The sequence below is a fragment of the Streptomyces dryopteridis genome (assembly GCF_049606955.1).
Classification (GTDB): domain Bacteria; phylum Actinomycetota; class Actinomycetes; order Streptomycetales; family Streptomycetaceae; genus Streptomyces.
The window spans coordinates 5,461,186-5,485,530 of record NZ_CP187113.1 but is presented as its reverse complement, the minus strand read 5'-3'; the positions used below and the strand labels follow the sequence as shown (position 1 = coordinate 5,485,530).

At 67.8% G+C, this 24,345-nt stretch carries 22 protein-coding genes and 2 pseudogenes; 15 read left to right on the top strand and 9 right to left on the bottom strand.

Translation table 11 applies throughout. From position 1 onward, the window contains the following. Positions 1 to 41: 41 nt before the first annotated feature. The 8 genes from ACN20G_RS23715 (at position 42) to cas2e (ending at position 13,066) form a co-directional block, all read left to right on the top strand. Entirely contained in the window at positions 42 to 2,414 is a 2,373-nt protein-coding gene (locus ACN20G_RS23715; RefSeq protein ID WP_424214831.1) for a chitinase C-terminal domain-containing protein, read from the top strand. A gap of 800 nt (positions 2,415 to 3,214) precedes the next feature. Beyond that, positions 3,215 to 7,954 carry a type I-E CRISPR-associated protein Cse1/CasA gene (gene casA / locus ACN20G_RS23710; RefSeq protein ID WP_424214830.1) on the top strand — a complete coding sequence of 1,580 codons (4,740 nt, stop codon included), beginning with the start codon at positions 3,215 to 3,217 and terminating at the stop codon, positions 7,952 to 7,954. Between the two features lie 58 nt (positions 7,955 to 8,012). Continuing rightward, the gene (casB, locus tag ACN20G_RS23705) at positions 8,013 to 8,846 is read left to right on the top strand and encodes a type I-E CRISPR-associated protein Cse2/CasB (RefSeq protein ID WP_424214829.1); all 834 of its coding nucleotides are present in this window, start codon (positions 8,013 to 8,015) and stop codon (positions 8,844 to 8,846) included. Between the two features lie 56 nt (positions 8,847 to 8,902). Further along, positions 8,903 to 10,165, top strand: a complete 1,263-nt coding sequence (gene cas7e, locus ACN20G_RS23700; protein WP_424214828.1) for a type I-E CRISPR-associated protein Cas7/Cse4/CasC — start codon at positions 8,903 to 8,905, stop codon at positions 10,163 to 10,165. Beyond that, positions 10,162 to 10,968 carry a type I-E CRISPR-associated protein Cas5/CasD gene (gene cas5e, locus ACN20G_RS23695; protein WP_424214827.1) on the top strand — a complete coding sequence of 269 codons (807 nt, stop codon included), beginning with the start codon at positions 10,162 to 10,164 and terminating at the stop codon, positions 10,966 to 10,968. The genes cas7e and cas5e overlap by 4 nt, the downstream gene beginning before the upstream one ends. A 3-nt stretch (positions 10,969 to 10,971) precedes the next feature. Beyond that, entirely contained in the window at positions 10,972 to 11,712 is a 741-nt protein-coding gene (gene cas6e / locus ACN20G_RS23690; protein WP_424214826.1) for a type I-E CRISPR-associated protein Cas6/Cse3/CasE, read from the top strand. A gap of 107 nt (positions 11,713 to 11,819) precedes the next feature. Beyond that, positions 11,820 to 12,716, top strand: coding sequence for a type I-E CRISPR-associated endonuclease Cas1e (gene cas1e, locus ACN20G_RS23685; protein ID WP_424214825.1), 897 nt, complete (start codon positions 11,820 to 11,822; stop codon positions 12,714 to 12,716). Continuing rightward, positions 12,713 to 13,066 carry a type I-E CRISPR-associated endoribonuclease Cas2e gene (cas2e, locus tag ACN20G_RS23680; protein WP_424214824.1) on the top strand — a complete coding sequence of 118 codons (354 nt, stop codon included), beginning with the start codon at positions 12,713 to 12,715 and terminating at the stop codon, positions 13,064 to 13,066. The genes cas1e and cas2e overlap by 4 nt, the downstream gene beginning before the upstream one ends. 58 nt (positions 13,067 to 13,124) lie before the next feature. Here the strand turns inward: cas2e and ACN20G_RS23675 are convergent, their stop codons facing one another. Then, entirely contained in the window at positions 13,125 to 14,249 is a 1,125-nt protein-coding gene (locus ACN20G_RS23675) for an ROK family protein (RefSeq protein ID WP_424215649.1), read from the bottom strand. 121 nt (positions 14,250 to 14,370) lie between these two features. Here ACN20G_RS23675 and ACN20G_RS23670 point away from each other — a divergent pair, with 121 nt between their 5' ends. From ACN20G_RS23670 to ACN20G_RS23640, 7 genes and pseudogenes are all read left to right on the top strand, one after another. Then, positions 14,371 to 15,591 carry an MFS transporter gene (locus tag ACN20G_RS23670; RefSeq protein ID WP_424214823.1) on the top strand — a complete coding sequence of 407 codons (1,221 nt, stop codon included), beginning with the start codon at positions 14,371 to 14,373 and terminating at the stop codon, positions 15,589 to 15,591. Between the two features lie 126 nt (positions 15,592 to 15,717). Beyond that, positions 15,718 to 15,873 (top strand): annotated as a pseudogene (locus ACN20G_RS23665) (nitrate reductase); the annotation flags it as partial. A 95-nt stretch (positions 15,874 to 15,968) separates the two neighbouring features. Beyond that, positions 15,969 to 17,720, top strand: a complete 1,752-nt coding sequence (locus ACN20G_RS23660) for a recombinase family protein (protein ID WP_424215648.1) — start codon at positions 15,969 to 15,971, stop codon at positions 17,718 to 17,720. A gap of 260 nt (positions 17,721 to 17,980) precedes the next feature. After that, positions 17,981 to 19,153 (top strand): helix-turn-helix domain-containing protein, encoded by a 1,173-nt coding sequence (locus ACN20G_RS23655; RefSeq protein WP_424214822.1) that lies wholly within the window; start codon positions 17,981 to 17,983, stop codon positions 19,151 to 19,153. Positions 19,154 to 19,246: 93 nt separating this feature from the next. Further along, a complete protein-coding gene (locus ACN20G_RS23650; RefSeq protein ID WP_424214821.1) occupies positions 19,247 to 19,510 on the top strand; it encodes a hypothetical protein in 264 nt (87 codons plus the stop codon). Beyond that, the gene (locus tag ACN20G_RS23645) at positions 19,510 to 19,734 is read left to right on the top strand and encodes a hypothetical protein (protein ID WP_424214820.1); all 225 of its coding nucleotides are present in this window, start codon (positions 19,510 to 19,512) and stop codon (positions 19,732 to 19,734) included. The genes ACN20G_RS23650 and ACN20G_RS23645 overlap by 1 nt, the downstream gene beginning before the upstream one ends. A gap of 352 nt (positions 19,735 to 20,086) precedes the next feature. Next, positions 20,087 to 20,433, top strand: a pseudogene (locus tag ACN20G_RS23640) (hypothetical protein). Between the two features lie 66 nt (positions 20,434 to 20,499). On the opposite strand, the gene ACN20G_RS23635 reads toward ACN20G_RS23640, so the two are convergent. From ACN20G_RS23635 to ACN20G_RS23600, 8 genes are all read right to left on the bottom strand, one after another. Next, positions 20,500 to 20,931, bottom strand: a complete 432-nt coding sequence (locus ACN20G_RS23635) for a deoxycytidylate deaminase (protein WP_424214819.1) — start codon at positions 20,929 to 20,931, stop codon at positions 20,500 to 20,502. Then, a complete protein-coding gene (locus ACN20G_RS23630; protein WP_424214818.1) occupies positions 20,924 to 21,070 on the bottom strand; it encodes a hypothetical protein in 147 nt (48 codons plus the stop codon). The genes ACN20G_RS23635 and ACN20G_RS23630 overlap by 8 nt, the downstream gene beginning before the upstream one ends. Continuing rightward, on the bottom strand, positions 21,067 to 21,324 hold the full coding sequence (locus ACN20G_RS23625; RefSeq protein ID WP_424214817.1) for a thioredoxin family protein: 258 nt from the start codon (positions 21,322 to 21,324) through the stop codon (positions 21,067 to 21,069). Before ACN20G_RS23625 ends, ACN20G_RS23630 begins: the two co-directional genes overlap by 4 nt. Positions 21,325 to 21,327: 3 nt before the next feature. Then, positions 21,328 to 23,151 (bottom strand): DNA polymerase, encoded by a 1,824-nt coding sequence (locus ACN20G_RS23620; protein WP_424214816.1) that lies wholly within the window; start codon positions 23,149 to 23,151, stop codon positions 21,328 to 21,330. A gap of 66 nt (positions 23,152 to 23,217) precedes the next feature. After that, positions 23,218 to 23,436: a hypothetical protein gene (locus ACN20G_RS23615; protein WP_424214815.1), complete on the bottom strand. Its 219-nt coding sequence runs from the start codon at positions 23,434 to 23,436 to the stop codon at positions 23,218 to 23,220. Further along, positions 23,433 to 23,630: a DUF7167 family protein gene (locus tag ACN20G_RS23610; RefSeq protein WP_424214814.1), complete on the bottom strand. Its 198-nt coding sequence runs from the start codon at positions 23,628 to 23,630 to the stop codon at positions 23,433 to 23,435. Before ACN20G_RS23610 ends, ACN20G_RS23615 begins: the two co-directional genes overlap by 4 nt. Continuing rightward, on the bottom strand, positions 23,620 to 24,162 hold the full coding sequence (locus tag ACN20G_RS23605) for a hypothetical protein (protein WP_424214813.1): 543 nt from the start codon (positions 24,160 to 24,162) through the stop codon (positions 23,620 to 23,622). The genes ACN20G_RS23610 and ACN20G_RS23605 overlap by 11 nt, the downstream gene beginning before the upstream one ends. After that, positions 24,159 to 24,296, bottom strand: coding sequence for a hypothetical protein (locus ACN20G_RS23600; protein WP_424214812.1), 138 nt, complete (start codon positions 24,294 to 24,296; stop codon positions 24,159 to 24,161). Before ACN20G_RS23600 ends, ACN20G_RS23605 begins: the two co-directional genes overlap by 4 nt. Positions 24,297 to 24,345: the final 49 nt, after the last annotated feature.

The following is a 24,345-nucleotide window of genomic DNA, read 5'->3' as shown; positions in this document are numbered from 1 at the left end:
CGCCGTGTTCCTGCCCTTTCCTCCCCTCCCCAGGAGGCAGAATGTCGTCCCCCACGCGCACCACGACCCGGACCAGAGCCATGCTGCTCGCGTCCGGCGCCGCCGTCGCCTCACTCCTCGTGGGCGGCCTCACCGCCGGCGTCTCGCACGCCGCCGACAACGAGTCCTGTCGCCCCGACGGCATGTACAAGACGCCCGGCGTCGACGTCCCCTACTGCTCGGTCTACGACACCGAGGGCCGCGAGAAGATGGGCGCCGACCACCAGCGCCGCGTCATCGGCTACTTCACCGGGTGGCGCACCGGCAAGGACGGCACCCCCGCCTACCTGGCCAACAACATCCCGTGGGACAAGGTCACCCACATCAACTACGCCTTCGCCCACATCGGCGGGGACAACAAGATCTCGGTCGGCTCCGACGGCCCGAACAACGCCGCCACCGGCATGACCTGGCCCGGCGTGGCCGGCGCCGAGATGGACCCGGCCCTGCCGTACAAGGGCCACTTCAACCTGCTGACGAAGTTCAAGAAGCAGCACCCGAACGTCAAGACCCTCGTCTCCGTGGGCGGTTGGGCCGAGACCGGCGGCTACTTCGGCGACGACGGCAAGCGCGTGAACTCCGGCGGCTTCTACTCGCTGGCCACCAACGCCGACAACAGCGTCAACCAGGCGGGCATCAACACCTTCGCCGACTCCACCGTCGCCTTCGTCAAGAAGTACGGGTTCAACGGCGTCGACATCGACTACGAGTACGCGACCTCCATGAAGGACGCGGGCAACCCGCTCGACTGGTCCCTCGCCAACCCGCGCCGCGCCGGCCTGGTCAAGGGCTACGACGCCCTGATGAAGACCCTGCGCGAGAAGCTCGACGCGGCCGGCGCCGCCGACGGCAAGCACTACATGCTGACCGTGGCCGCCCCGTCCTCCGGGTACCTGCTGCGCGGCATGGAGACGTACCAGATGCAGAAGTACCTGGACTACGTCAACATCATGTCCTACGACCTGCACGGCGCCTGGAACGAGTACGTCGGCCCCAACGCCTCCCTCTTCGACGACGGCAAGGACGCGGAACTCGCGGCCGCCGGCGTCTACGGCAGCGCGCAGTACGGCGGCATCGGCTACCTCAACACCGACTGGGCCTACCACTACTTCCGCGGCTCGATGCCGGCCGGCCGGATCAACATCGGCCTGCCGTACTACACCCGCGGCCACAAGAACGTGCAGGGCGGCACCGACGGCCTCTGGGGCAAGGCGAGCGCCACCACCTGCCCGGTCGGCGCGGGCCTGACCAAGTGCGGTGACGGCGCGGTCGGCATCGACAACCTGTGGCACGACAAGGACGACGCCGGCAACGAGGCCCCCGCCGGCTCGAACCCGATGTGGCACGCGAAGAACCTGGAGAAGGGCGTCGTCGGCGACTACCTCGCCAAGTACGGCTTCCCGGCGAACACCACCCTGACCGGCACCTACGCCCGCAAGTACGACTCGACCCTGGTCGCGCCGTGGCTGTGGAACGCGCAGAAGAAGGTCTTCCTCTCCACCGAGGACGAGCAGTCCGTGGCCGCCAAGGCCGACTACGTGGTCGACCGCGGCATCGGCGGCACGATGGTCTGGGAGCTGGCCGGCGACTACGCCTGGAACGCGACCAAGGGCCAGTACGAGATGGGCGACACGCTCACCTCGGTCATGTACGACAAGTTCAAGGCGGCGACCCCGTACGGCGCGAAGAAGGCCGGCTCCACCCTGCCGACCCAGGCCGTGGACATCAAGGTGGACGTCACCGAGTTCAAGCTCGGCGACTCCAACTACCCGCTGACCCCGAAGGTCAAGATCACCAACAACACCACCGCGACGCTGCCCGGCGGCACCGAGTTCCAGTTCGACTACTCGACCTCGGCCCCGAACAACGCCTCGGACCAGTCCGGCTTCAACACCAAGGTGATCAGCAGCGGCCACACCGGCAGCAACGTCGGCGGCCTGAAGGGCGACTTCAACCGCGTCTCCCTGAAGCTCCCGGCCTGGCAGACCCTCGCCCCGGGCGCCACCGTCGACCTGGCCTTCAACTACTACCTCCCGGTCTCGACCCCGTCGAACTGGACGGTGAACATCTCGGGCACCACCTACGCCCTGGCCGGCGACCTGGCCCGCGGCACCACGACGGTCCAGCCGGGCGGCGGCTCCACCCCGCCCACGACCCCGCCGACCACTCCCCCCACCACCCCGCCCACCACGCCCCCGACCACCCCGCCGGGCGGCACCTGCACCAACCCGGCCTACGCAGCGGGCTCGGTCTACAACAGCGGCACCGTGGTCTCCCACAAGGGCCGCAACTGGAAGGCCAAGTGGTGGACCCAGAACGAGGAGCCCGGCACCACGGGCGACTGGGGCGTCTGGCAGGACCAGGGCGCCTGCTGACCCCCTGACCGAACAGCGACGCTCTGAGCTCTGAACCCCGGGACCCGGACGGCCACTGGCCTCCGGGTCCCGGCGCGTTTCGGTAATGCGCCGCATTCGCATGAGTCCCCACGCTAGATTGGGACCATACCGAGCCTCTCCCCGCGCACGCAGGGATGACCCTTGGTGGTGGTTGGCCTTGGCCCACGTCCCCGCGTACGCGGGGTTGGCTTTTCTGCTTCTGCCGCGCCATCAGCGTTCACAACTGGTGTTGTCTTGCTTTAGGGTGCGAGCACAAACAAACTGTTGGTTGTTCGCCTTAATTTGTCTGTTAAAAACAACACCTGGGCCACCCGGATGAAGCTTCTCCTCTGCGACTGGCCTCACGACTCGCGAGGCCACTAGCGTCTCGGGCAACACAAAGAGCCGAGTCCCCATTACGCACTCCGTTGCCGCGGAGTGCGGGGACTCGGCTCAGTCGCTAGATACGACAACGGGAGCTTACCTTGTCCGACATCGAAAACGGTCGGCGGAAACACGCTAACGTCGCAGGGAAACTTGAGACTGCCGCCATTGTTGCGAGCGTGCCGCCATCCGTCGCACTGTCCTGTTGGGCTGCGGCTGCGCTGATCCACTTGATCACGAGCTTCCTCGGCACGCGAGAGATCTGAGCTCCTTCTGTACTCAATGTGCGCCGTCGAGTCTCGCTCGACGGCGCTTCTCATCTCCTGCGTGATTGCCCATACCAGATATGCCCGTCTCACGCGGAGAGTTCCTGTCAACCCACATCCACGCTGGGCGTAGGCATGTTCACTGACGACATGACGATCAAGGTGCCGGGGGACGGCACGTGGCTCTCCGGGTTGGCGCCCATCACGCGGACCGCTTGGGCCAAGCACGACCGTGACTCCGGTGAGTGGATGCCCTTGTGGCGCCACATGGCCGACGCCGGTGCCATCGCCGGGTTGCTGTGGCGCGAGTGGGTGCCTCGCTCGTTGCGGCGGCTAGTCGCGGACGAACTGCCGGGTGACGAGTCCGACAGTGCCGTCCTCGTCGGTTTCTTGGGGGCGTCCCACGACATCGGGAAACTGTCGCCCGCTTTTGCGAGTCAGGTCGATCCGCTCGCCGACCGGATGCGGGCCGCAGGTTTCGCCATGCCGACGCGGGCACAGCTCGGAGACGAGCATCGGATGGCGCCGCACGGGCTCGCGGGGCAGCTTCTGCTCCAGGAGTGGATGGCCGACCGGTACGGGCTCGGGGCCAGGACTGCCGGTCAGTTCGCCGTCATCGCGGGAGGGCATCACGGGCAACCGCCCGAGCACCAGCAGATCCTCGACGCCCAGATGCGCCCTCACCTCCTTCGGGACCAAGGATCGACCGGGGATACCTGGCGGGCTTCGCAGTTCGAGCTGATGGACTTCTGCGCCCGCATTACCGGCGCCGACGAACGGTTGGCCGGCTGGGCAGCCGTCCGACTCTCGCAACCGGCACAAGTGGTCCTCACCGCCGTGGTGATCGTGGCCGACTGGGTCGCCAGCTCACCCGAGCTGTTCCCCTATGACCCCTCGTCCTGGCAGCCTCTGGGCCTACTGGGCGAGAAGCGCCGCATCGGCGCAGCTTGGGCCGGGCTGGACCTGCCGCCCCCGTGGACCCCCTCGATTCCCGACGAGAAGCCTGCGGCCCTCTTCGCGAGCCGGTTCCCCGCGTTTGCCGGCCGTCCGATCCGCGCGGTGCAGGCGGAGGCCGTCCGGTTGGCACACGAGATGCCCGAGCCCGGCATGCTGATCGTCGAGGCGCCCATGGGCGAGGGCAAGACCGAGGCCGCACTGATGGCGGCCGAGATCCTCGCCTCCCGCTCCGGGGCCGGGGGCCTCCTCTTCGCGCTCCCGACACGTGCCACCAGCGATGCGATGTTCACCCGTCTGAGGGCCTGGCTCGACGCGCTTCCCACCGACGGTTCGACCGTTCGCTCCCTCGCCCTCGCCCACGCCAAGGCGGCTCTGAACGACGAATGGGGCTCGATCCTCAAGCAGGGCAGTCGACTGCTCGCGGCCATCGATCCGACCGCTTCGGCAGAGGGCGAACGTCGTACCCAGGGGCCCGCGGAGTTCCAGGCGCACCAATGGCTGCGGGGCAGGAAGAAGCAGTTGCTCGCCTCCTTCGCCGTAGGCACGGTCGACCAAGTCCTCTTCGCCGGCCTCAAGAGTCGGCACTTGGCCCTCCGGCACCTCGCCGTGGCCGGAAAGGTGGTGATCATCGACGAAGTACACGCGTACGACGCCTATATGAACTGCTACCTCGACCGCGTGCTGCACTGGCTCTCGGGCTATCGCGTCCCCGTGATCCTCCTGTCGGCCACACTGCCGGCTGCCCGCAGGGCCGAGTTGATCGCCGCCTACGGCGGATCCCCGATGCCCGTGACCGCCTCTCCCGAGGTGGCATCGGCTCCCTATCCGATCCTGAGCGGCGTGTCGCCCGGTCACCCGCCCCTACTGTCGTTCCCCGAGGCCGCGCCGGAACGCGGTCTCGGGGTGTCGGTCGAGCGGCTGGAGGACGACTTCACCGTGCTCGCGGAGCTTCTGAAGGCCGAGTTGGCAGGCGGTGGCTGCGCACTCGTCGTGCGAAACACCGTGGGCCGGGTCCTGGACACCGCCGCCGTACTGCGGGAGCACCTGGGGCCAGAGAACGTGACCGTCACTCACTCCCGCTTCCTCGCGTCCGACCGGGCGGTCAACGACAGCGATCTGCTCCGTCGGTTCGGGCCGCCGCCCTCCGATCGTTCGCCTTCGCCACGTCCCTCTCTGCACGTGGTCGTGGCCAGCCAGGTCGTCGAGCAGTCCCTGGACGTCGACTTCGACCTGCTCGTCACGGACGCCGCCCCCGTGGACCTCGTGCTCCAGCGAATCGGACGCTTGCACCGACACACCCGCCGGCGCCCGGCACGGCTCCGGCGCCCGCGTTGCCTCATCACCGGGCCGGCCTGGCACGAGGACCCGCCCACACAGGAGAAGGGCGCGGAGGCCGTCTACCACCGGCATCCCTTGCTGCGGTCCCTCGCCGTGCTCGGACCCCATTTCGACGGGCGCCCGCTGTTCCTCCCCGAGGACATCGGGCGCTTGGTCCAGCAGGCCTACGACGACGGCCTCTCGGCCGGCCCCGATTCTTGGTCCTCCGCCATGGCCGAGGCCGCAGCCGATCACGCGAAGAAGGTGGAACGGCAACGCCACAAGGCCACCGCGCACCTGCTCGGAGCCATGCGACGCCCGGGACGACCGGTGTACGGGTGGCTGGCCGCAGACGTGGGTGACGTGGAGGACAACAGGATTGGCCGGGCCCAGGTGCGTGACGGAGAGGAGAGCCTCGAAGTGCTGGTCGTCCAGCAGGACTCCGACGGCACCCTGCGCACCGTGCCCTGGCTCGACCTCGAACGCGACGGCCACACCCCGACCCGCCGCTCGCCACGGGGTGGCCGGGTCCTCCCCACCGACTTCCCTCCCCCGGTCCACCTCGCCAAGGCGGTCACGGCGTGCGCGCTGACACTGCCCCGGGGACTCACTCACCCGGGGGTCATCGACCACACCATCGCGCTGCTCGAGGGCTTCATGCTCCCAGCGTGGCAGGCCAAGGAGTGTCCTTGGCTCGAAGGGCAGTTGATCCTCCCCCTCACCCCGGACGGACACGCCTGGATCGGCACGCACGAGCTGGCCTATGACCGCGCGGACGGCCTGAGACTCGGGCCCGCCGACACCCGGCCGACCGCCACCCGTTCCCCGGCCTCGACCACGTCCCCCGAAGCCCTCGATCGAGAGTCGACCCCGCCCGTGCCCGACCTCGCCAGGACCACCTCCGCCGATGCGGGTGGCGCCCCGGCCACCGACCATCCGGTTCTCGCCTCGGACGACCCGTTCAACCTACTGGAACAGCCGTGGATCCCTGTACGGCGCGGGGACGACGGCAGGGTCGAGGAGGTCTCCCTGCTCGGCTTCTTCGCCGCTCCCGGCACCTGGCGACGGCTGGTCGGGGACTTGCCGACGCAGGAACCCGCTCTGCTGCGGCTACTGCTGGCGATCGTGCACGACGCGCTCGACGGCCCGGAGGACGCCGACGACTGGGAGGACCTGTGGAACTCCCCCGACCCGTTCGCCGGCGTGCCCGACTACCTCCGCGAACACCGCGACCGGTTCGCGCTGTTCCACCCCGAGCACCCCTTCTTCCAGGTGGCCGGTCTCCGGACCGGGAAGAACGAGGTGGCCTCGTTGAACCGGCTGGTGGCCGACGTCCCGGCCGGTGCCCCGTTCTTCTCGATGCGCCGGCCCGGGGCCGTCTCCCTCGGCCTTGCGGAGGCCGCCCGCTGGCTGGTCCATGTCCACGCCTTCGACACCTCCGGCATCAAACCGGCCATGGACGGGGACTCCGGTCGGGCACGGGCCGGCAAGGTCTACCCGTTGGGCGTCGGGACGCTGGGCAATCTCGGTGTCCTGTTCGCGGAGGGCGCTGACCTGCGCGAGACCCTATTGCTCAATCTCATTCCGTTCGACACCACGGAACGTTCACTCGGCCCGGAGGATCTGCCCGTGTGGCGCCGGGTCCCGCTCGGCCCCGGACCCCGACTGCCCGAGCAGGGCGGGGAATACCCGCGGGGGCCGCGCGACCTGTACACCTGGCAATCCCGACGAGTGCGCCTGCACCGCGGCGAGGACGGTTCGGTCACCGGGGTAGTCGTCGGATACGGCGACCCACCGGTCTCGGAGACCCCGTGGACGCTGGAGCCCATGTCGGGCTGGCGGCGCAGCGAGGTCCAGGAGAAGAAACGCGGACGCGTCCCGTACTACACGCCCCGTCGGCACGATCCTCAGCGGTCGGCCTGGCGTGGTCTGGAGGCGCTGCTGCCCGCCCGCGCCCCCGACGGGGCGGAGCGGGGTGAACCACCCCTGAGACTGGCGTCCGGGGTCACCCGTTGGTTCGCCCAGGTCGCCACCGAGACCGAGATTCCACCGACGACCCTGGTCCGGATGCGTGTGGTGGGTGTCGCGTACGGAACACAACAGTCCGTGATCGACGAGGTCGTGGACGACCAGGTGGTCCTTCCCGTCGTCACGCTCCACACCGAGGACCGACGGTACGGAGCGGCGGCCGTCGACGCGGTGCACGATGCCGAGGACGCGGTGAAGGCCCTCGGCCAGCTGGCCGCGAACCTGGCCAGGGCCGCGGGCGTCGAACCCGAGCCCCGATCCGAGGCGGTGCGCGACCGGGCCTTCGGAGCCCTGGACGGCCCCTACCGACACTGGCTCGCCCACCTCCTCGACTTCACCGACATCGAAGCGGCGCGCCAGGACTGGCGGACCACGCTCGGGCGCGTCGTCCGGTCCCACGCGGGCGATCTCCTCGCGGACACGCCGTACGCGGCGCACGAAGGACGCATGGCCCAGGTACCGGGTCGGAGCACCGCCCAATGGCTGGACGCAGGGCGGGCCGAACTCTGGTTCCGCGCCCGACTCCGCACGGTGCTCAAGATCGACGGAGCGGCGGCGGTGTCGGAGCCGGGCCCGCTGGAGCGGTGATCAGGAGCCTCCCACATCCCCTCACCGACTTCGCCATGCGCAGAAAGGACAAGCCGGCATGACCGCCATCGACGAGACCTCAGAACCGACTCCCACCGCTCCGCCGCGCCGCACCCGAGCAGACACGAAGGACACCGCGCACGTCTCCTGGCGTTCCTCCGCCGCCGGACGCGACCGCGTCAAGGAAGCCACCAAACGCAGCATCGGATCTCTGCAGAGCAGGTACCAGAACAACGAGGCGTCCGGTGTCGCGACTGTCGCACGGCTCCGGCGACTGGTCGGACAACCCGTACACCAAGGCGAACTGGGCCTGGCCCACATGGAGGAGCTGCACCTCGCCCGACGCCTCGACCTGGACAGGGAACAGACCCGCACCGGAAACACGGAGACGCCGGCGTCTCTCCTCGACGCTCAGGCCGACCGCGAGGACGAGGCCGTCCACACGGCGGTGACCTTGTGGGCCTTGCACCAGCAGTCGATTCGAGACGAACGGATGCACCGGCGAGGGTGGTCATTGGGGCACTCCGTGCGTGCGCTGGCCATGGGTACCACCCGCGCCCCTTCGGCTTCCCGAAGCACGAACGCGGAAGAGAAGGATGCCATCGAGTCGAATTCCTACGGCCCGCCGATCGAGGAGCTGCCCACTGTCATCCGGGGCCGCTTCAACCGGATCAGGGGATCGGAGGACGTCGCGATCCTCACCGTCCGCCTACGGGAACTGGTGACGCTGTTGCGCGGCGTGCGAGTGCCGGTGGACTACGAAGACCTCGCTCTCGCCGTCTACGACTGGTCGGACCTCACCCGCCGTGACCAGGTGCGACGCAAATGGGCACGGGAATTCCACAGTGCCCGTCGCCCGGCGCACGAGCCCGAGAACCCCCCGGCGAATTAGTCGTCTGCGCAAGGCCACTCTTTCTTCCTGATCATGCGACACGCGAAAGGTCGATCATGTCCCGCACCATTCTCGACATCCACATCCTCCAGGTCGTACCGCCCAGCAACATCAATCGCGATGACACCGGAACTCCGAAGACGGCGAACTTCGGCGGCGTGCGGCGGGCACGGGTGTCCAGTCAGGCATGGAAGCGCGCTACCCGGAAGGAGTTCGAGGGACTCGTTCCCGACATGGACCTCGGGGTTCGCACCAAGCGGGTCGTCCAGGCCGTTGCCGACCGCATCGCGGAACTGGACGAATCAGCCAAGGGAACGGCCGTTGAATTGGCCGCCGAGGTGTTCCAACACGCCTTGGGGAAAAAGCTGGAGACACCCAAGCGAAAGAACAAGGATCAGGAACCGCGGTCCGAGGTACCGGAATCGGCGTACCTGCTGTTCCTCAGCGCGCGTCAGATCGAGGCCCTCGCCCGGATCGCCTTGTCCGGGGAGCCCGGGGGCGATGTGAAGGCGTTGAAGACACACTTCAAGGAAAAGAAGAACAAGGACGCCGCCAAAGCCGCCATCAACACCAGGCATTCCGTGGACATCGCATTGTTCGGCCGGATGGTCGCGGACGCGGCGGATCTGAACGTGGACGCCTCGGTGCAAGTCGCCCATGCTCTGGGAATCCACCGATCGGACATCGAATCCGACTATTTCACGGCGGTGGACGACAGGAACGAGGACGAGGAGTCCGGTGCCGGTATGATCGGCGTCGTCGACTTCAACTCGGCCACGCTCTACCGTTACGCGGCCGTGGACGTGGACGCCCTCCACCGCAACCTCGGCGTTGGTTTCCCCGCCAAAGAGGACGCGAATAAGCAGGACCGTGCGATCCCCGCCGCCCAGGCCGCCCGCGCGTTCCTGGACGCGTTCGTCCATTCACTGCCCACCGGCAAGATCAACACCTTCGGCAACCACACACTGCCGTCCGCCGTGCTCGTGAAGATCCGCGATCGGCGGCCCATCAGCTTCGTCGGCGCCTTCGAGAGGCCGGTCACGCAGGCCGTCAACGGCGGTTTCCTCAAGGCGGGATGCGAGGCGCTGGCGCAGTTCGTTCCCGACATCGAGTCCCAATACGGGCTCACCCGGGACACGCCTCCACGCAGCAAGGAATCCGCGTCCGAGGACGAGCCTACCCTCGAGCCCACGAGTTGGATCTTCCGTATCGGTGAGGACACCGACTCCCTCGAGGAATTGGGAGACCGGCTGAAGCTCCCCGAGCTGTTGGAGGCCGTCGAGTCGGCCCTCTCCCGACGCCTGGGGTCCTCGACGTGACCGTGCTGTTGATGCGACTCGCCGGCCCGCTCCAGTCGTGGGGGTCCTCGGCCCGCTTCGCACGGCGCAGCACCGAGGACTCGCCCACCAAGAGCGGGGTCCTGGGGCTCTTGGCCGCGGCCCAGGGACGCCCGCGCACCGCGCCGATGGGCGATCTGGCCGCGCTCTCGTTCGGAGTGCGCATCGACCAGCCGGGCCTGCGCTTGAGGGACTTCCAGACCGCCCACCACGCGGATTCCGACAAACCCATGCCCCTGTCGGAGCGGTACTACCTGACGGACGCCGTGTTCGTCGCCGGGGTCGAGGGCGACGCCACCCTGCTGCGCGAGCTGTACGTCTCGCTGCTCGCACCCGTGTACCTGCCCTACCTCGGCCGCCGTTCGTGCCCTCCCTCGCTTCCCGTCACCCTTGGGGAGCCCGTGTCGGACGGACGAACGCTGGAGGAGGTTCTGCGTGCCGCCCCGTGGGAGGCCGCCGACTGGTACAAGGAGCGCCTCCTTCGGGAGCGGCGTGTGGAACGGAACCGGAGTGCCGCTCCACAGGACCTGTTGGAGCTGCGCTTGGACGCGCCCCCCGGCGCCCCGGCTTACACGGAGATCCGGGACACGCCGCTCTCCTTCGATCCCCGGCACCGCCGCTACGGCCTCCGCGGCATCCACGTGGCCCATGCGGAGCGGCCCGAACCAGACCACGGCCCCTCCGGCGCGGTACCCGAGCCGACCCGCCACGACCCGACCGGCGGCCTGCGCGCACTCGATCCCGCGGGCGTCACCAACCCGTCCGACCCGACCGAAGGGGAGTGAGCCGTGTACCTCACCCGATTCCCCGTCAACGCGGCACGGAGCCACTCCCGTGCCCTGCTGAGCTCCCCTCACCTCATGCACGGGGCCGTCAACGCGGCATTCCCCGACCTCGGTGCCGCACCGCCGGACGGGAAGGGTCCCCGGGTGTTGTGGCGTCTGGACCACCGGCCGACCGGCGGCGTCGACCTGCTGATCACCAGCCCGCGTCGCCCCGACCTCACTCACCTGGTCGAACAGGCGGGTTGGCCGACGCTGCCCGAACCGGGCTGGACGAGTTTCGCGTACGGCGAGTTCCTCGACTCCCTCGCCTCGGACAGCGTCTGGCGGTTCCGGCTGACGGCGAATCCCGTGCACTACATCCGTCGCGACGACACGCCTCACGCGCCCACCCGCCGGGCCGGTCACCGGACGCCGTCGCGGCAGATCGAGTGGTTGCTCAGGCGTCAGGAGGCGGCGGGCTTCGAGGTCCTGCCGACCCCGGCCGAGCAGCGAATGTTGCCCGGCGGGGACGACCACATGGTGTCCGTGGAGCGGCGGTTGCCCTTGCGGTTCAGGCGGGGCAACACCGAGCGCAGGGCGGACGTCCGGGTCAACCAGGTCTCCTATGAGGGCGTGCTGCGTGCGACGGACGTGAACCGCCTGCGCAGGACGCTGACCCAAGGGCTCGGGAAGGGCCGGGCCTACGGCTGCGGTCTGATGACCCTGGCGGCCCCCACCGGGATCCGATTGGAGGGCGCGTCGTGAACGAGCCCATCGTCAACGGTGCCGTGCTCGAGGGCCCCGATGCGTCGCGCCGCGATCCTGTGGGGCCCTCGCAGCGGGCTGCCGCGACACCGTTCGAGCTCAAGCGCGTGGCCGACCGTTCCTCGTTTCTGTACCTGGAGCGGTGCCGTGTACACCGCGACGAGAACGCCATCACGGCCACCGACCAAGAGGGCGTGACCTACATTCCCTCGGCCGACATCGGGGTGCTGCTGTTGGGGCCCGGAACGCAGGTCACCCATCAGGCGATGGCCGTACTCGGAGAGTGCGGGGCATCGGTGGTGTGGGTCGGTGAGCAGGGGGTTCGCTTCTACGCCTCCGGACGGCCCCTGACCCGGGGATCGGGGCTCGTGGAGGCCCAGGCGGCCGCCTGGGCCAACCAGCGGAGCCGGCTGAGTGTGGCGCGGGCCATGTACGGGTTACGGTTCCCCGACGACGACCCGGCCGGCAAGAGCCGGTCTCAGCTCCTGAGCATGGAGGGTCACCGGATGCGGGACTGCTACCGGCGGGAGGCTGCGCGCACGGGGGTCCTCTGGACCCGCCGGGAGTACGACCGCACCGACTTCCTCGCCGCCGACCCTCCTAACCAGGCCGTCACGGCCGCCGCGCAGGCCATGTACGGGGTCGCGCACGCCATGATCGCCGCCCTGGGTTGCTCGCCGGCGCTCGGGTTCGTCCACTCGGGCAGTGACCGGTCCTTCGTCATGGACGTGGCCGATCTGTACAAGTACGACATCGGAGTACCAGCCGCCTTCGATGCGGCGGCCGAAGGCCCCCAAGACATCGGTTCGCGCACGCGTCGGGCCCTGCGCGACCGGATCAACAAGGAGAGACTGTTGGACCGGTGCGTCAAGGATCTGAAGGCGTTGCTGCTCTCCTACGGGCGAGAGGACACCGACCGGGACGAAGTAAGACTGCTGTCCGACGGGGACACGACCGTCACGGGAGGAATCAATCACGCCACTGAGGAAGGGCCCCTCTGGTGATCGTCATCGTGCTGACCAACTGCCCCCAGGGCCTTCGCGGATTCCTCAACCGCTGGCTGATGGAACTCTCTCCTGGGGTGTTCCTCGGCGCGGTCTCCGCCAGGATCCGGGCCGTCCTGTGGAAAGAGGTGCTCACCTACAAGGCGGAAGGCCGGGCACTGCTGGCATACCAGACCGACAACGAGCAGGGCTTCGCCTTCGAGACCCACTCGCACTCTTGGCACCCCGTGGATCACGAGGGGCTGACCCTCTTGCGTCGCCCGAACCGGGCCGCGAAGCCGTCCGTCCCTGGCGACACGCCTCGACAGGGCTGGAGCAAGGCGTCGAAGAGGCGCCGGTTCGGCGGCTGAGGGCGAATCGGCTCGGGCCGTGACGGGGTGCTCGTCGCGCCCCGTCACGTCGCAGAGTTCACCCCGGGCCGAAGAGGGTGTTCTGGGCGGTGTCGCGGGCGGCCAGGCGGGCGCCTTCCAGGACCGCGCCGTCGCCCAGGACCGTGGCGCGGACGGCCAGCGGGACCGGGGTGAGGGTCGTGATGCGGGCCTGGACGCGGGCGGCCAGGGCGGGGCCGGCGGCGCGGCCGAGTTCGCCGCCGAGGACCACGCAGCCCGGGTCCAGCAGGGCCGCGACGGCCGCCGCGCCGATCGCCACCCGGTCGGTGAGCTCGGCGAGGAAGCCCTCGCCGGCGGCTCCCGTGAGGGCCTCGTCCAGGGGGCCGGTCCAGCCGTGCGCGGCGGCCAGGGCGGTGACCGCGTCACGGCCGACCAGGGCGTGGAAGCCGCCGTCGCAGTCGACCGCCGAGGGCAGCCGGCCGGTGCCGGGGACGGGCAGGAAGCCGATCTCGCCGGCGCCGCCCGAGGCGCCCCGGCGCAGGCGGCCGTCGAGGATGACGGCCGCGCCGACGCCCGCGCCGAGCCAGAGGAAGACGAAGGAGTCGAGGTCGCGCGCCGCGCCCCGGCGTTGTTCGGCGAGGGCCGCCAGGTTGGTCTCGTTCTCCACCACCACCTCGGCCGGCAGGCGTTCGCGCAGCAGGCGCACGAGGTCGCGGTGCCAGGAGGGCAGGCCGCTGGTGTCGCGGAGCTCACCGGTGACGGGGTCGACGAGGCCGGGCGCGCCGATGCCGACGGTGTGCAGTTCCCCGGCGCCGGCCTCGCGGGCCAGGGCGCGCAGGGCCTCGACGGCGTCGGCGGCGTCGCCGACGGGGAGGGCGGCGCGGGCGATTTCGGCGCCGAGCAGGTCGGTGACGACGGCGGTGAGGGAGTCGGTGCGCACGTCGAGGGCGGCGAGGTGGGCGCGGTCGGCGACGATCCCGTAGAGCTTGGCGTTGGGGCCCCGGCGTTCGGCGCCCACCTCCCCCACCACCTCGACGAGGCCGGCGACCGCGAGGCGTTCGAGGAGGTCGGCGACGGAGGGTCTGGACAGGCCGGTGAGGGTCTTGAGGGCGCCGGCGGTCTGCGGGCCGTGTTCCTGGAGGAGGGTGAGGGCGCGCCGGTCGTTGATGGCGCGGGCCGTGCTCGGGGAGGCCGCGGCCGGCATCGGGCGGGGCCGGGTGCGGGCGGGGCCGGCGGGCGGCGACGAGAGGGCAGGGGTCACGGGTCCCATCCTAGGTCGGCACGAGGGGTTAATTTTCAGGGAGCCTTCCTGATAGTTTTATCGCATGACCGGGGAACCCCTCTCCGCGCCGCGCCTGCGCCGCGCCCGCTTCGCCATCGCCGCCGTCTTCTGCGCCCACGGCGCCGTCACCGGCAGCTTCGCCAGCCGGATCCCGTGGATCTCGGACCACGCCCACCTCACCGCCGGAACCCTCGGCCTCGCCCTCGCCTTTCCCGCCATCGGCGCCGCACTGACCATGCCGCTGGCCGGACGGATCAACCACCGTTTCGGGGCCCGGGCCGCCCTGCGCGGCCTGCTCGCCCTGTGGACCCTGGCCCTGATCCTCCCGAGCCTGGCCCCGAACCTCGCGACCCTGTGCCTGGCCCTGTTCGTCTACGGCGCCTGCGCCGGCATGTCGGACGTGGCCATGAACGCGCTCGGGGTGGAGACGGAGAACCGGCTGCGGCGCTCGATCATGTCCTCGTTGCACGGGATGTGGAGCGTGGGCGCGCTGATCGGCTCGGCCGTCGGCACCCTCGCCGCCACCGTCGACCTCGACGCCCGGGTGCACCACCTCTTCGCCGCCCTCGCCCTGACCGCTATCGGCCTGGTCGCCGTGTCCGGGGTGCTGGACCTGCGCAGCGCCGAGGGCGAGGAGGCGCCCCCGCACTTCGCGCTGCCGCCCCGCTCGGCCCTGTGGATCGGCCTGATCGGCTTCGCCGCCGTCTTCGCGGAGGGCGCGAGCCTGGACTGGTCGGGGGTGTACCTGCGCGACGTGCTGAACACGGAACCGGGCCTGGCCGCCGCGTCCACCACCGCGTTCGCGCTGACCATGGCGGTGGCCCGGCTCGTGGGCGACAAGGTCGTGGACCGGTTCGGCGCGGTGCGCACGGTGCGGGTCGGCGGCGCCGCCGCCACCCTGGGCGGGCTGCTGGTCGTGACGGTTCACCAGCCGTACGCGGCGCTGGCGGGCTTCGGCCTGATCGGCATGGGCGTGGCCGTGGTGGTCCCGCTCGCGTTCGCCGCCGCCGCCCGCAGCGGGCCCGCTCCCGCGCAGGCCATCGCGGGTGTCGCGACCATCACGTACACCTCGGGGCTGATCGCCCCCTCGGCGATCGGCGCGGTGGCCGACGCGACCTCGCTGGTGGTGTCCTTCGGCCTGGTGACGGCGCTGGCCTTCGCCCTGATCCTCGGGGCCCAGGTCCTGGGGCGAAAGCCCTCGACCTCGCACGGCGCGCCGCGAGAGAGCGCGGAACGTGAGGAACCGGCCACGGCGCGGCCGTAATATGACGCTGGCCCTGACGCGGCCGATCCGAGGGGCCCACCGAACGGGGCCCCTCGATCCCGGTTCCCGACGGTCCCTCCCGGACGGTCGGGAATCTCCTCATCCGGCCTGCGAAAGGGAATGAACATGGGCCTCGGCGTGCGCTGGACCCTGCACGGAGACGGGCGAACCCCCGCTCCCGGAGCGGTGGTGCGGCCCGACGAGCGGCTGTCGTGGCCGCGTACCGCCGGGCTGGGCGCCCAGCACGTGGTGGCGATGTTCGGCGCGAGTTTCGTCGCTCCGAGGATGCATCACGGGGCTTAAGTGGAACAGCTGTGGGTCCTTCGGCCCGGGGCGACGGGTGGTCCTGTCTCCTAGCGTCGGAAGGCGTGACCCCCATGGCTCCCCCCGCACCCGCACCCATCAGGCTCCGTCCCCCCGCCGATGACGGCGTACCCGACACCTTCAAGCGCCGGCGGCGCGGCCTCATCTACGTCCGCGTTTCCCAGGCCCGCGAGGACATGATCAGTCCCGAGCTTCAGGTGGGGCACTGCGAAACCCTGGCCGGCCACAACGACATCGACATAATCGCCGAGCCGTTCATGGACTTGGGCGAGTCGGGTCGAGAGTTCGAGGACCGAAAAATCTCCGAAATCAAGGAGAAGGCCCGCAGAGGCGAGTTTGACGTTCTGATTCTCTGGATCTGGTCCCGCTTCGGCCGGAACCTGAAGGAATCCCTTCAACACCTTGACGACCTGATGGCCTACGGAATTGAGGTCCGGGCCGCCAAGGAAGACTTCGATGGCAAGACCACCATCGGCAAATTCGCGATTGCCCAGATGCTAAACATTGCCGAACTGGAGTCCAACCAGAAGTCGGACATGTGGAAAGACGCCATCAAGCGCCGGATGGACAACGGCCTCCCCCACGGGTCCGCAGGCCGGGGAAAATTCGGCTACTACAGGTGCGACTACTGCCCGGCCCCGGTACCCGGCAAGCCGATGGAGAAGTGCCACAAGTGCAAGGAAGGCGTGCTCAAGCGCGAGAAGATCACGAACCCGATCCTCGCCAAGCTGTACCTGGACATGGCGAAAGGCGTTTCCGCCCGCTCCCTGGTGCTCTGGCTCCGAGCCAAGGGAATCGTCAACTGGACGGGCCGCGAGATAGACGCCGGCGACCTGTACTCGATGCTGGATTCCGGGTTCGGTCTGGGCTACGTGCGCTACACCATTCCGGAAGAACTCCACGAGGTCATCACTCGTGACGACGGCACCACGAAGAAGAAGCGGAAGAGCATTCACCGCGACATCACGTCGTACCTCTACATCAAGGGCAAGCACAAGGCCGTCTTTGACGACCCGGTTGAATGCGAGCGCGTCTGGGACGCCTATGTCGCCCGACGCCTGAAGGGCCGCTCCGAGGACGACAAGGGCCACGACCACAAGGCCAAGTACTCGATGTCGGGGAACCTGACGTGCTGTGGCTGCGGGGGCTCGATGCACGCCATCCTTCGGGCCAAGAAGGTCCAGAGGCCGTGGACGAACGGCTACCCCGACCCGTTCGACGTGCTGTTCCGGTGCACCAGGCAGGCCAAGTTCCAAGACTGCCCGGGGGGCGGGGTGTACGTCACCCTGGAAACGGCTGTCGCCTCGTACCGCAGGTGGTTGGAGAAGCAGGCCCAGGGGCACGTCACCGAGCTTGAGTCGGTACCGGCCCGCATGGTCGAGATCCAGGCCCAGGAAGCCCCGGAAGGCCCCTCTGACATCGCACTGCGCCTTGGGGTGATCCGTGGCCGGCTGAAGGAGCTTGATGCCCTTGAGGACCGACTGACGGACGCCGTGATAGACGAGACGATCTCCAAGGAGGCCGCGCGCCGGCGTCGAGCCGAGTACGAGACGGAGCGGGCCAACCTGAAGGACGAGAAGCGGAAGCTGGAGAAGGAGCTGAAGGAGCAGCCCGTCATGATCGCCCGACCCGAGTCGGGACACCTGGTCGACGTGCTCAAGATGTTCGACATCGCCGAGCCACTGGACCAACGCGAGATCGTCAAGGGCCTGGTGCGCGAGATCCGGGTGAACAGGGGGCGCAACCCGAGGACGAAGTGCGAGGTCTGGCCCTTGTGGGTGCCGCCGCCGGCGAAGGTCGCCTAGTCCTCGGAGAGCTGGCCCGCGTACTTGATCGCCATGCGGGCCAGCAGCTCCGCGAACCGGTCCCAGCACTCCTCTTCGGTCATGACGATCTGCATGTCTCATCCTCAAATGGGGTGCATGAACTAATCCCTCCCCAGACGGGGGGGCCTACCCCCACACTCTATCTCATCCTCAAATGCTCGAATGAACTAACCGCACATCCCGGGACGGTTCATTCGAAACCCCCCGCGTGGCTTGTGACCTGGGTCTACGCTCCCACCATGGAGACGATCGGGGATCGGGTCCGCAAGCGCCGCAAGCTCGCGGGCCAGACGCAACAAGACCTGCGACGCGCTTCGGGCGTGTCGCTGCGCACGATTCAGAACCTTGAGCAGGACGCCGGCCAGGTGCCCCGGCTGGAGACCCTTCACAAGCTCGCCGCGGCCTTGCGGACCACGACCAGCTACCTCTTGGGGTCGGAGCAGGAACCGGGGCACGGGCCGGTCCAGGGGACCCGTCACATCTGGGCTGACGTGCGCTCTGCCATCCTCGCGCCGCCCCAGGCACCTGACATGCCGCCCCCCACTCTTGAGGGCGTCAGAGGGGCACTCAAGCGCTTGGAGCCGGTGTTCGCCGGGGACAAGTTCGACAGCCTTGCCGTGTCGCTTCCGCCGCTCCTGCGGGACGCCGAAGCGCTCGGCACGGAAGGCCGGGCCGTCCGCACCAGGGCCTTGCAACTCGCCGGGTGGCTCATGGTCCAGACCCGCAACTTCGACGTGGCGGAAGTCGCCCTCGACCGGGCGGACGACGACGCAACGGACCCCATCGCCAACGCCTCGACCTTCAACACGCGCTCGTGGCTGTTGCTGCGCCAAGGGAAGCTGTCGGAGGCCCGCGAGCTGGCCATCAAGTGGAGTGACGACCTGGAGCCCAGGCGCATCACCAGGGCCTCTGAGGACCAGCTTGCGGCCTGGGGTTGGGCACTGCTCCGGCTCAGCGCGGCGGCCGTCCGTGATCACCGGCTCGGCGAGGCCGAAGACGCGCTCAAGTACGCGGGTGTCGCGGCCACGGCCCTCGGCACCGAGGTTCAGCCGCAGGGCGACTTCTTGCGCACCTTCGGCCCGGTCACGGTGGCCATCAAGAAGGGCGAGAACGCGTCGATCCTCGGGCACTTCGATGACGTGCTCAAGATCGCCGAAACCGTGCCGAAGGCCGGCTTGAGACCCACGTCGAACAACATGAACCGTCACCGCCTGGACCGTGCCAACGCCTACGCCCAGACCCGGCACTACGGGGAAGCCATCGAACTTCTTGGCCGCGTGTACCGGGCCTCCCCGCAGTGGCTCCCGAACCAGTCATTTGCCAGGGACATTGTCAGCACGGTGGTGGAGAAGCGACGCACCCTGACGCCTGAACTGCGGTCTCTCGCCGAGGTGGTTGGCCTACCTGCGTAAATGCGTCTTCCGGATCTGTGACCCCGCAACTACCCATTGTCGCGGGGTTGCAGGTGGGAGGAAGGTCGACCCCAGCAAGTGAAAGGGGTGACCATGAAGGTCGGAAGAATCCTGGTGGACACGAAGGGCGAGGGGCCCGAGCGGTACCGGCTCGTCGTCGCGGTGCCGCCTCCCGTCAACTCGATCACGGGAGACCGCGGAGGGTGCTGGGTCACGGTCGCCGGCGGCGACGCCGTGTCGGTGTACTACGCGGCGCATGACCTGCGAGACCCCAGCGAGAAGGAACTCACGGAAGCGCGCGGCCTGTTGACGAAGATGCAGACCCGCTTCCACGAGGACTTCGGGATGGGGGCCTGATGATCGGTGCTCTGGTCGCCCTGCCCGTCCTCTTCCCGATACCCGTGTCCGGCTGCGACCGGTGCGACGCCGCGCTGAAGCTGGAGGAGCAGGCCAAGCGGACCGGAAGCCGCTTGTCCCTCCGGGCCGCGCGCGAGGTCTACGGCCAGCACCCCCACAGGGCCACCACGGATCTGTTCGTCGGTGTCGTCCTCGATGACGAGGACGACGACGAGGAGCTGTGACGGAGCCCAACACCTGGCGCAACTACCTCGGCTGGATGCTCGGCATGGCTGTCGGCTACGCCGTCGAGGACCAGGAGCACGCACGAGCTTCCGCGCCCGAACCCGCGCGCGGGCACCCTCAAGAGGACGAAGGAGGTGAATGGCGTGACGATGCCGACGCCCGATCAGGGCCCGAAGTCGCCCCCGGGCCCGGACCCGCAGGGCTCCCCGAGCAACAGGAAGTGAGGCACCGGCTAGGTGATGACTAGCCGGTACCCCACTCCTGCACGGTACCCCCGATCGGGTGACCTGATCTCGTCCCCGGACGTGAGTACACGAGGACGTCATACGGTCTGCCCGAAAGGGGAAGCTCATGCCGATTGTTGTGGTGGATGAGGACGACGATCACCTCTTCAGCCCCACGGATGTGATCTGGTGCGAAGCCTGTTGGCGGGCCCAGGTCACCACCATCCGTACGTATCCAGACGGGAGGCAGCGCGAGCTTCTGTGCTGCCCCTGCGCTCAGTCCAACGCCCCGATCAGGGTGGACCTGTTCCCCCCGCTGGGGATCTTCGGACTGCCGAGCCGAAAGGTGGGCACCAAGTGAGCACCGACATGAAGCACCGAGACCCGGGCTACCCGGAACCGCCCCCGAACCCGGGGCCCCCGCTCCCCAACCCCCCGCCCACTCCGTCGCCCACGGGGACCCCGCCCGTGTAGGTAGCACGTATCTCGGTTGAATGAACCAACCGCGAAGGCCCCCGCCAACGGTGGGGGCCTTCGTCGTTACTCCAGAGTCGTCACCAGGCCGCTCTTCAGGTCGAGCCCCATGATCCATCCTCGTTCGAGGTAGACGACGCGCGCCAGGCCGGCGGACCTGATCAGCTTCTCGCAGTTCTTGCAGGCTGCCCGGGTTATGTAGATCGTGGCGCCTTGGCACCGCGACCAGTCGGCGTACAGGAGCGAGTTCGCTTCGGCATGAGTTTCAACGCAATCGTCGTACGAGGACCCTGACGGGGTATCCGAGAGGCAGCGCGGGCATTCTCCAGCACCGCAAGACGGGCCGCCCGGATACGAGCCGTTGTAGCCCGTCGAGACGATTCTCCGATCGGTTCCGACGACCACAGCTCCGACCCGGCAGCGAAGGCAATCGCCTCGCCCCGCCACTGCAACAGCAATGCTCGTGAAGTACCGATCCCACGAAGGACGCTCACTCATCGTCCTCGTCCCCGTAGTCGGAGCAGTCGCACAGCTTCAGATTCGTGACGCCGGCGAAGTCGTAGACCCGAAAGGAGCTGTCACATTCCTCGCAGTGGTAGACGGCGTACCAGAATCCGGCATAGGTGTCCTTGCTCACTTCGTCTCCTCGAAGAAGGCCACAAGATCGGCCTGGGACTTGAGGCCGGTAAGGCGCCCCAGCTCGAATCCGGCTTCTGCCGCGATCAGGGTGGGGACGGAGGAGACCTTCCAGGCCGCCGCATAGTCGGGCTCCTGTGTCACGTCCACGTCGTTCACAACCACGTCCGCGGTGATGGCTTCCTGGTAGATGAGCGGTTTCATCCGCTTGCAAGGGACACAGGTCGGGGACGTGAAAAGCAGGTATCGGAACATGGGTTACTCCTCGGTGAAGTGGATGGTGTCGCAGATGTCGCAGTACTGGCCCGGCTTCATGTAGCCGCAGCCCCAGGACTTGCCGTAAACGGCCACGTCTGTGTCGATCAGCACGCCGTTCATGGTTTCCCTCATGATTTCGGCGGCCCGCTTGACGGCACGCTCGGCGTGCTCGGCAGGGAATTGGAAAATGACCTCGTCGTGCACGGGCAAAAGGCAGTAGGGCCCGAACCCTGCCTCGAAGAGCCGGAGAATCGCCCTACCGGTCACGTCGCGGCTCGCGGACTGGACGGCGTAGTTCAGGGCGGCGTACGGGCGTCGCTTGTCGACGTAGAGGCGTCGACCCGTGTTGGTGGTGATGAACCCGACCCTGCGGGCTTCCTTCTGAAGTTCCTCCGAATACGCCTTGACTCTCGGGAAGGCTTTAAAGAAGCCCGCAATTGCCTGCTTTGCTACTTCTTCAGTGACTCCGGCCTGGGCAACTAGCGCTTCCCAACCTCCCCCGTACACTGTCAAAAATCCGGCCATCTTTCCGGTATCCCGGTCCACTTGTGCCGAATCTGCGGTGATCTGGTGGAGGTCGGCTCCCTCGGCGAAGGCCCGCTTCATGGCCCTGTCGCCGGAGAGTGCTGCCAGCACCCGAAGTTCCTGCGCCTTGTAATCGACGGCGCAAATCACCATTCCGGGATCGGCAATGAAACCGCGGCGCACCAAAGAGTCTTTCGAGGGGAACGTCTGGGCCGGGATCGCTCCCGAGATGGACATCCGAGCTGTCCTGGCCTGCAAAGCGTTGATCGAGGCGTGCAGGCGGTCATCAGGTCCGCGGTTGGTCAACGCGTTCTCGAACCAGGTGGCCTTCGCCTTGGCGGCCTTCTTGCCCAGGTAGATGGCCTCGCACAACGGGTCGCCCATGTGGGACTTGAGGAGCTTGTCATCGACGCGCGGTTGGCCCGTGGGGGTCTTGTCGGTCGGCTTGACGCCTCGCGCCATGACGGCCTCGCCGACCTGCTTGGGGCTGTTGATGTTCTCCAGCCCCAGGCTGACCGCTACGTCCTTGTAGTGCTCCTCGATGTCGCCCAGGGCCTCCGACTGGGCTTCGAGGTAGGGCACGTCGGCCTTGATGCCCTTACGGACCATGCCGGCGCACGATTCCGCGAGCCGGTGTTCGTAGGCCAGGAGCTTGCGGGCCGTCTGGGGAATCTTCGGCTTGAGCATCTTGGCTAGGCGGAAGCACAGGATCGGGTCGCAGCCGGCGTACAGGTTGTAGCCCTCATGATCGAGCGGAATGACTGGCCACACGTCAGCCTTTTTGACGCCCAGCTCTTTCGCGATGGCCGTCATGCTGCCTTTGACCTCGTCAGCCACTTTGACGGAGATGTAGTGCCGGGTGAGGTCTTCCAGGGAGTGTCCGACTCCCCCGTCTTTCCGGCCTCGGGAGTCGACCAGGTGAGCAATGATCTTGCTGTCGATCAGCTTCGGGAAAAGCTCTTCGAGGGGGAGGCCCCAGACCCGATCGAGGCACAGGAAGTCGTACGTACCGTTCTGAAGGACGAGCTTCTTGACCCACTGGAGGGCTTTGATCGTGTCCTCTTTGAACAGGCCGCCCCGCTCAACGGGGAGGACAAAAGACTCGTGCTCGTTGCCGAATTGAGCGAGGCGGATACGAAATCCGTCTTCCCACCAGGAGAGTCCATCGGTCTCAGTGTCGAAACCGATCACATCTCGGTTGTCCACGATGAAGCGCCGGAACTCGGGGAGATCGTCTTCGTCCTGGACGACGTTGATTCGAACCGTGGACCCATTTATGTCGTATTCGAGAATCTTCATGTCTACCACCCCAAGGGGGCCGGGATTCCCCGGCCCCCGTCTATCTCATCCTCAAGTGATGGCCCGCTAGAAGGGCGGCTCTACCGCCTGCTTGGCCTCGCGTTCGGTCACGGCCTGGACGAGCTTGCGTTCCAGCTCCGCGTACTCGATCGCCGCGATGTCCAGTTCGTCTTCCAGCTCCGACTTGTAGTCGAGCAGCACCCTGACGGTCTGTCGGCTGAGATCGAGCGCCATGTAAAGCTCTCGGGTCTTCTCGCGCCTGCGGTTTCGGAAGATGTCGATCACTCCCTCTCCTCCCATCGCATCCCGATCTCTTCGTCCAAGAAGTGGGCCAGCTCCACTTCCATCGACTCGTTCCTGTCACGCTCGTCCATCGCTTCCCAGTCCTTTCGCGAGAAGAAGGTGGAGCGGACAATTTCGCCTCCGACAAAGGGAGTTGAGATCGTCATCTCGATCTCGATCAGGTCTTCAGTCGGCATTGGTACCCACCCCGTAACGGATAACGTGAATGATCTCGTCGGCGCGGTTCTTGCACTCCTCGGCGTCGGCGTACTCACCGAGACTCCCGTAGCGGGCCGCCTCGCCGGCCAGGAACTTCTTCCGCTCCCCCAGGTGCTTGACCAGCTCGACGTACCGGCGACCAGCACCTTCGACAGTCCGACGCTTCTCCGCCTCGATGCGCTTGGAGACTTCCTCCCCGAACTTGCCCTGGTAGTGCTTCACGAGCCCCCGCTCATGCTTCAGATCGGCCATGAGCGCCTTGTTGGCCTGCGTGAGGTCGCGTACCTCCTGCCACTTGCCGTCCGCCTTGTTCGTCCAGTAGGCACGTGCCTCCTTGGCGGCCACCAGGTCCCGATTCACACGGGCCAGCTCATCCTTGACCAGCACCAGTTCGGCTCGGGCCGCCTTGAGCAGCCGTTCCGTCTCCGGGTTCTCTTCGTAGTTGATGGTGACCTGGTCGGCGACGAGGCCCTTCAGGTCGATTACGCGGCGCTCAAACGGGAAGGTCATTCGTTCACTCCGGGTGTTTCGCAGGCCGGGCATTCGACCCGGTATTTGATGTATTCGTAGCTGGCGAACTCTTCGATGAAGAGATTTCCGCAATCACATTCATAGGTGGCCAGCGTCGATTGGAGGTCAGCCACGATGCTTACGCCCCCGCACGGCCTTCTTGATTTCGACCAACACCCAGAA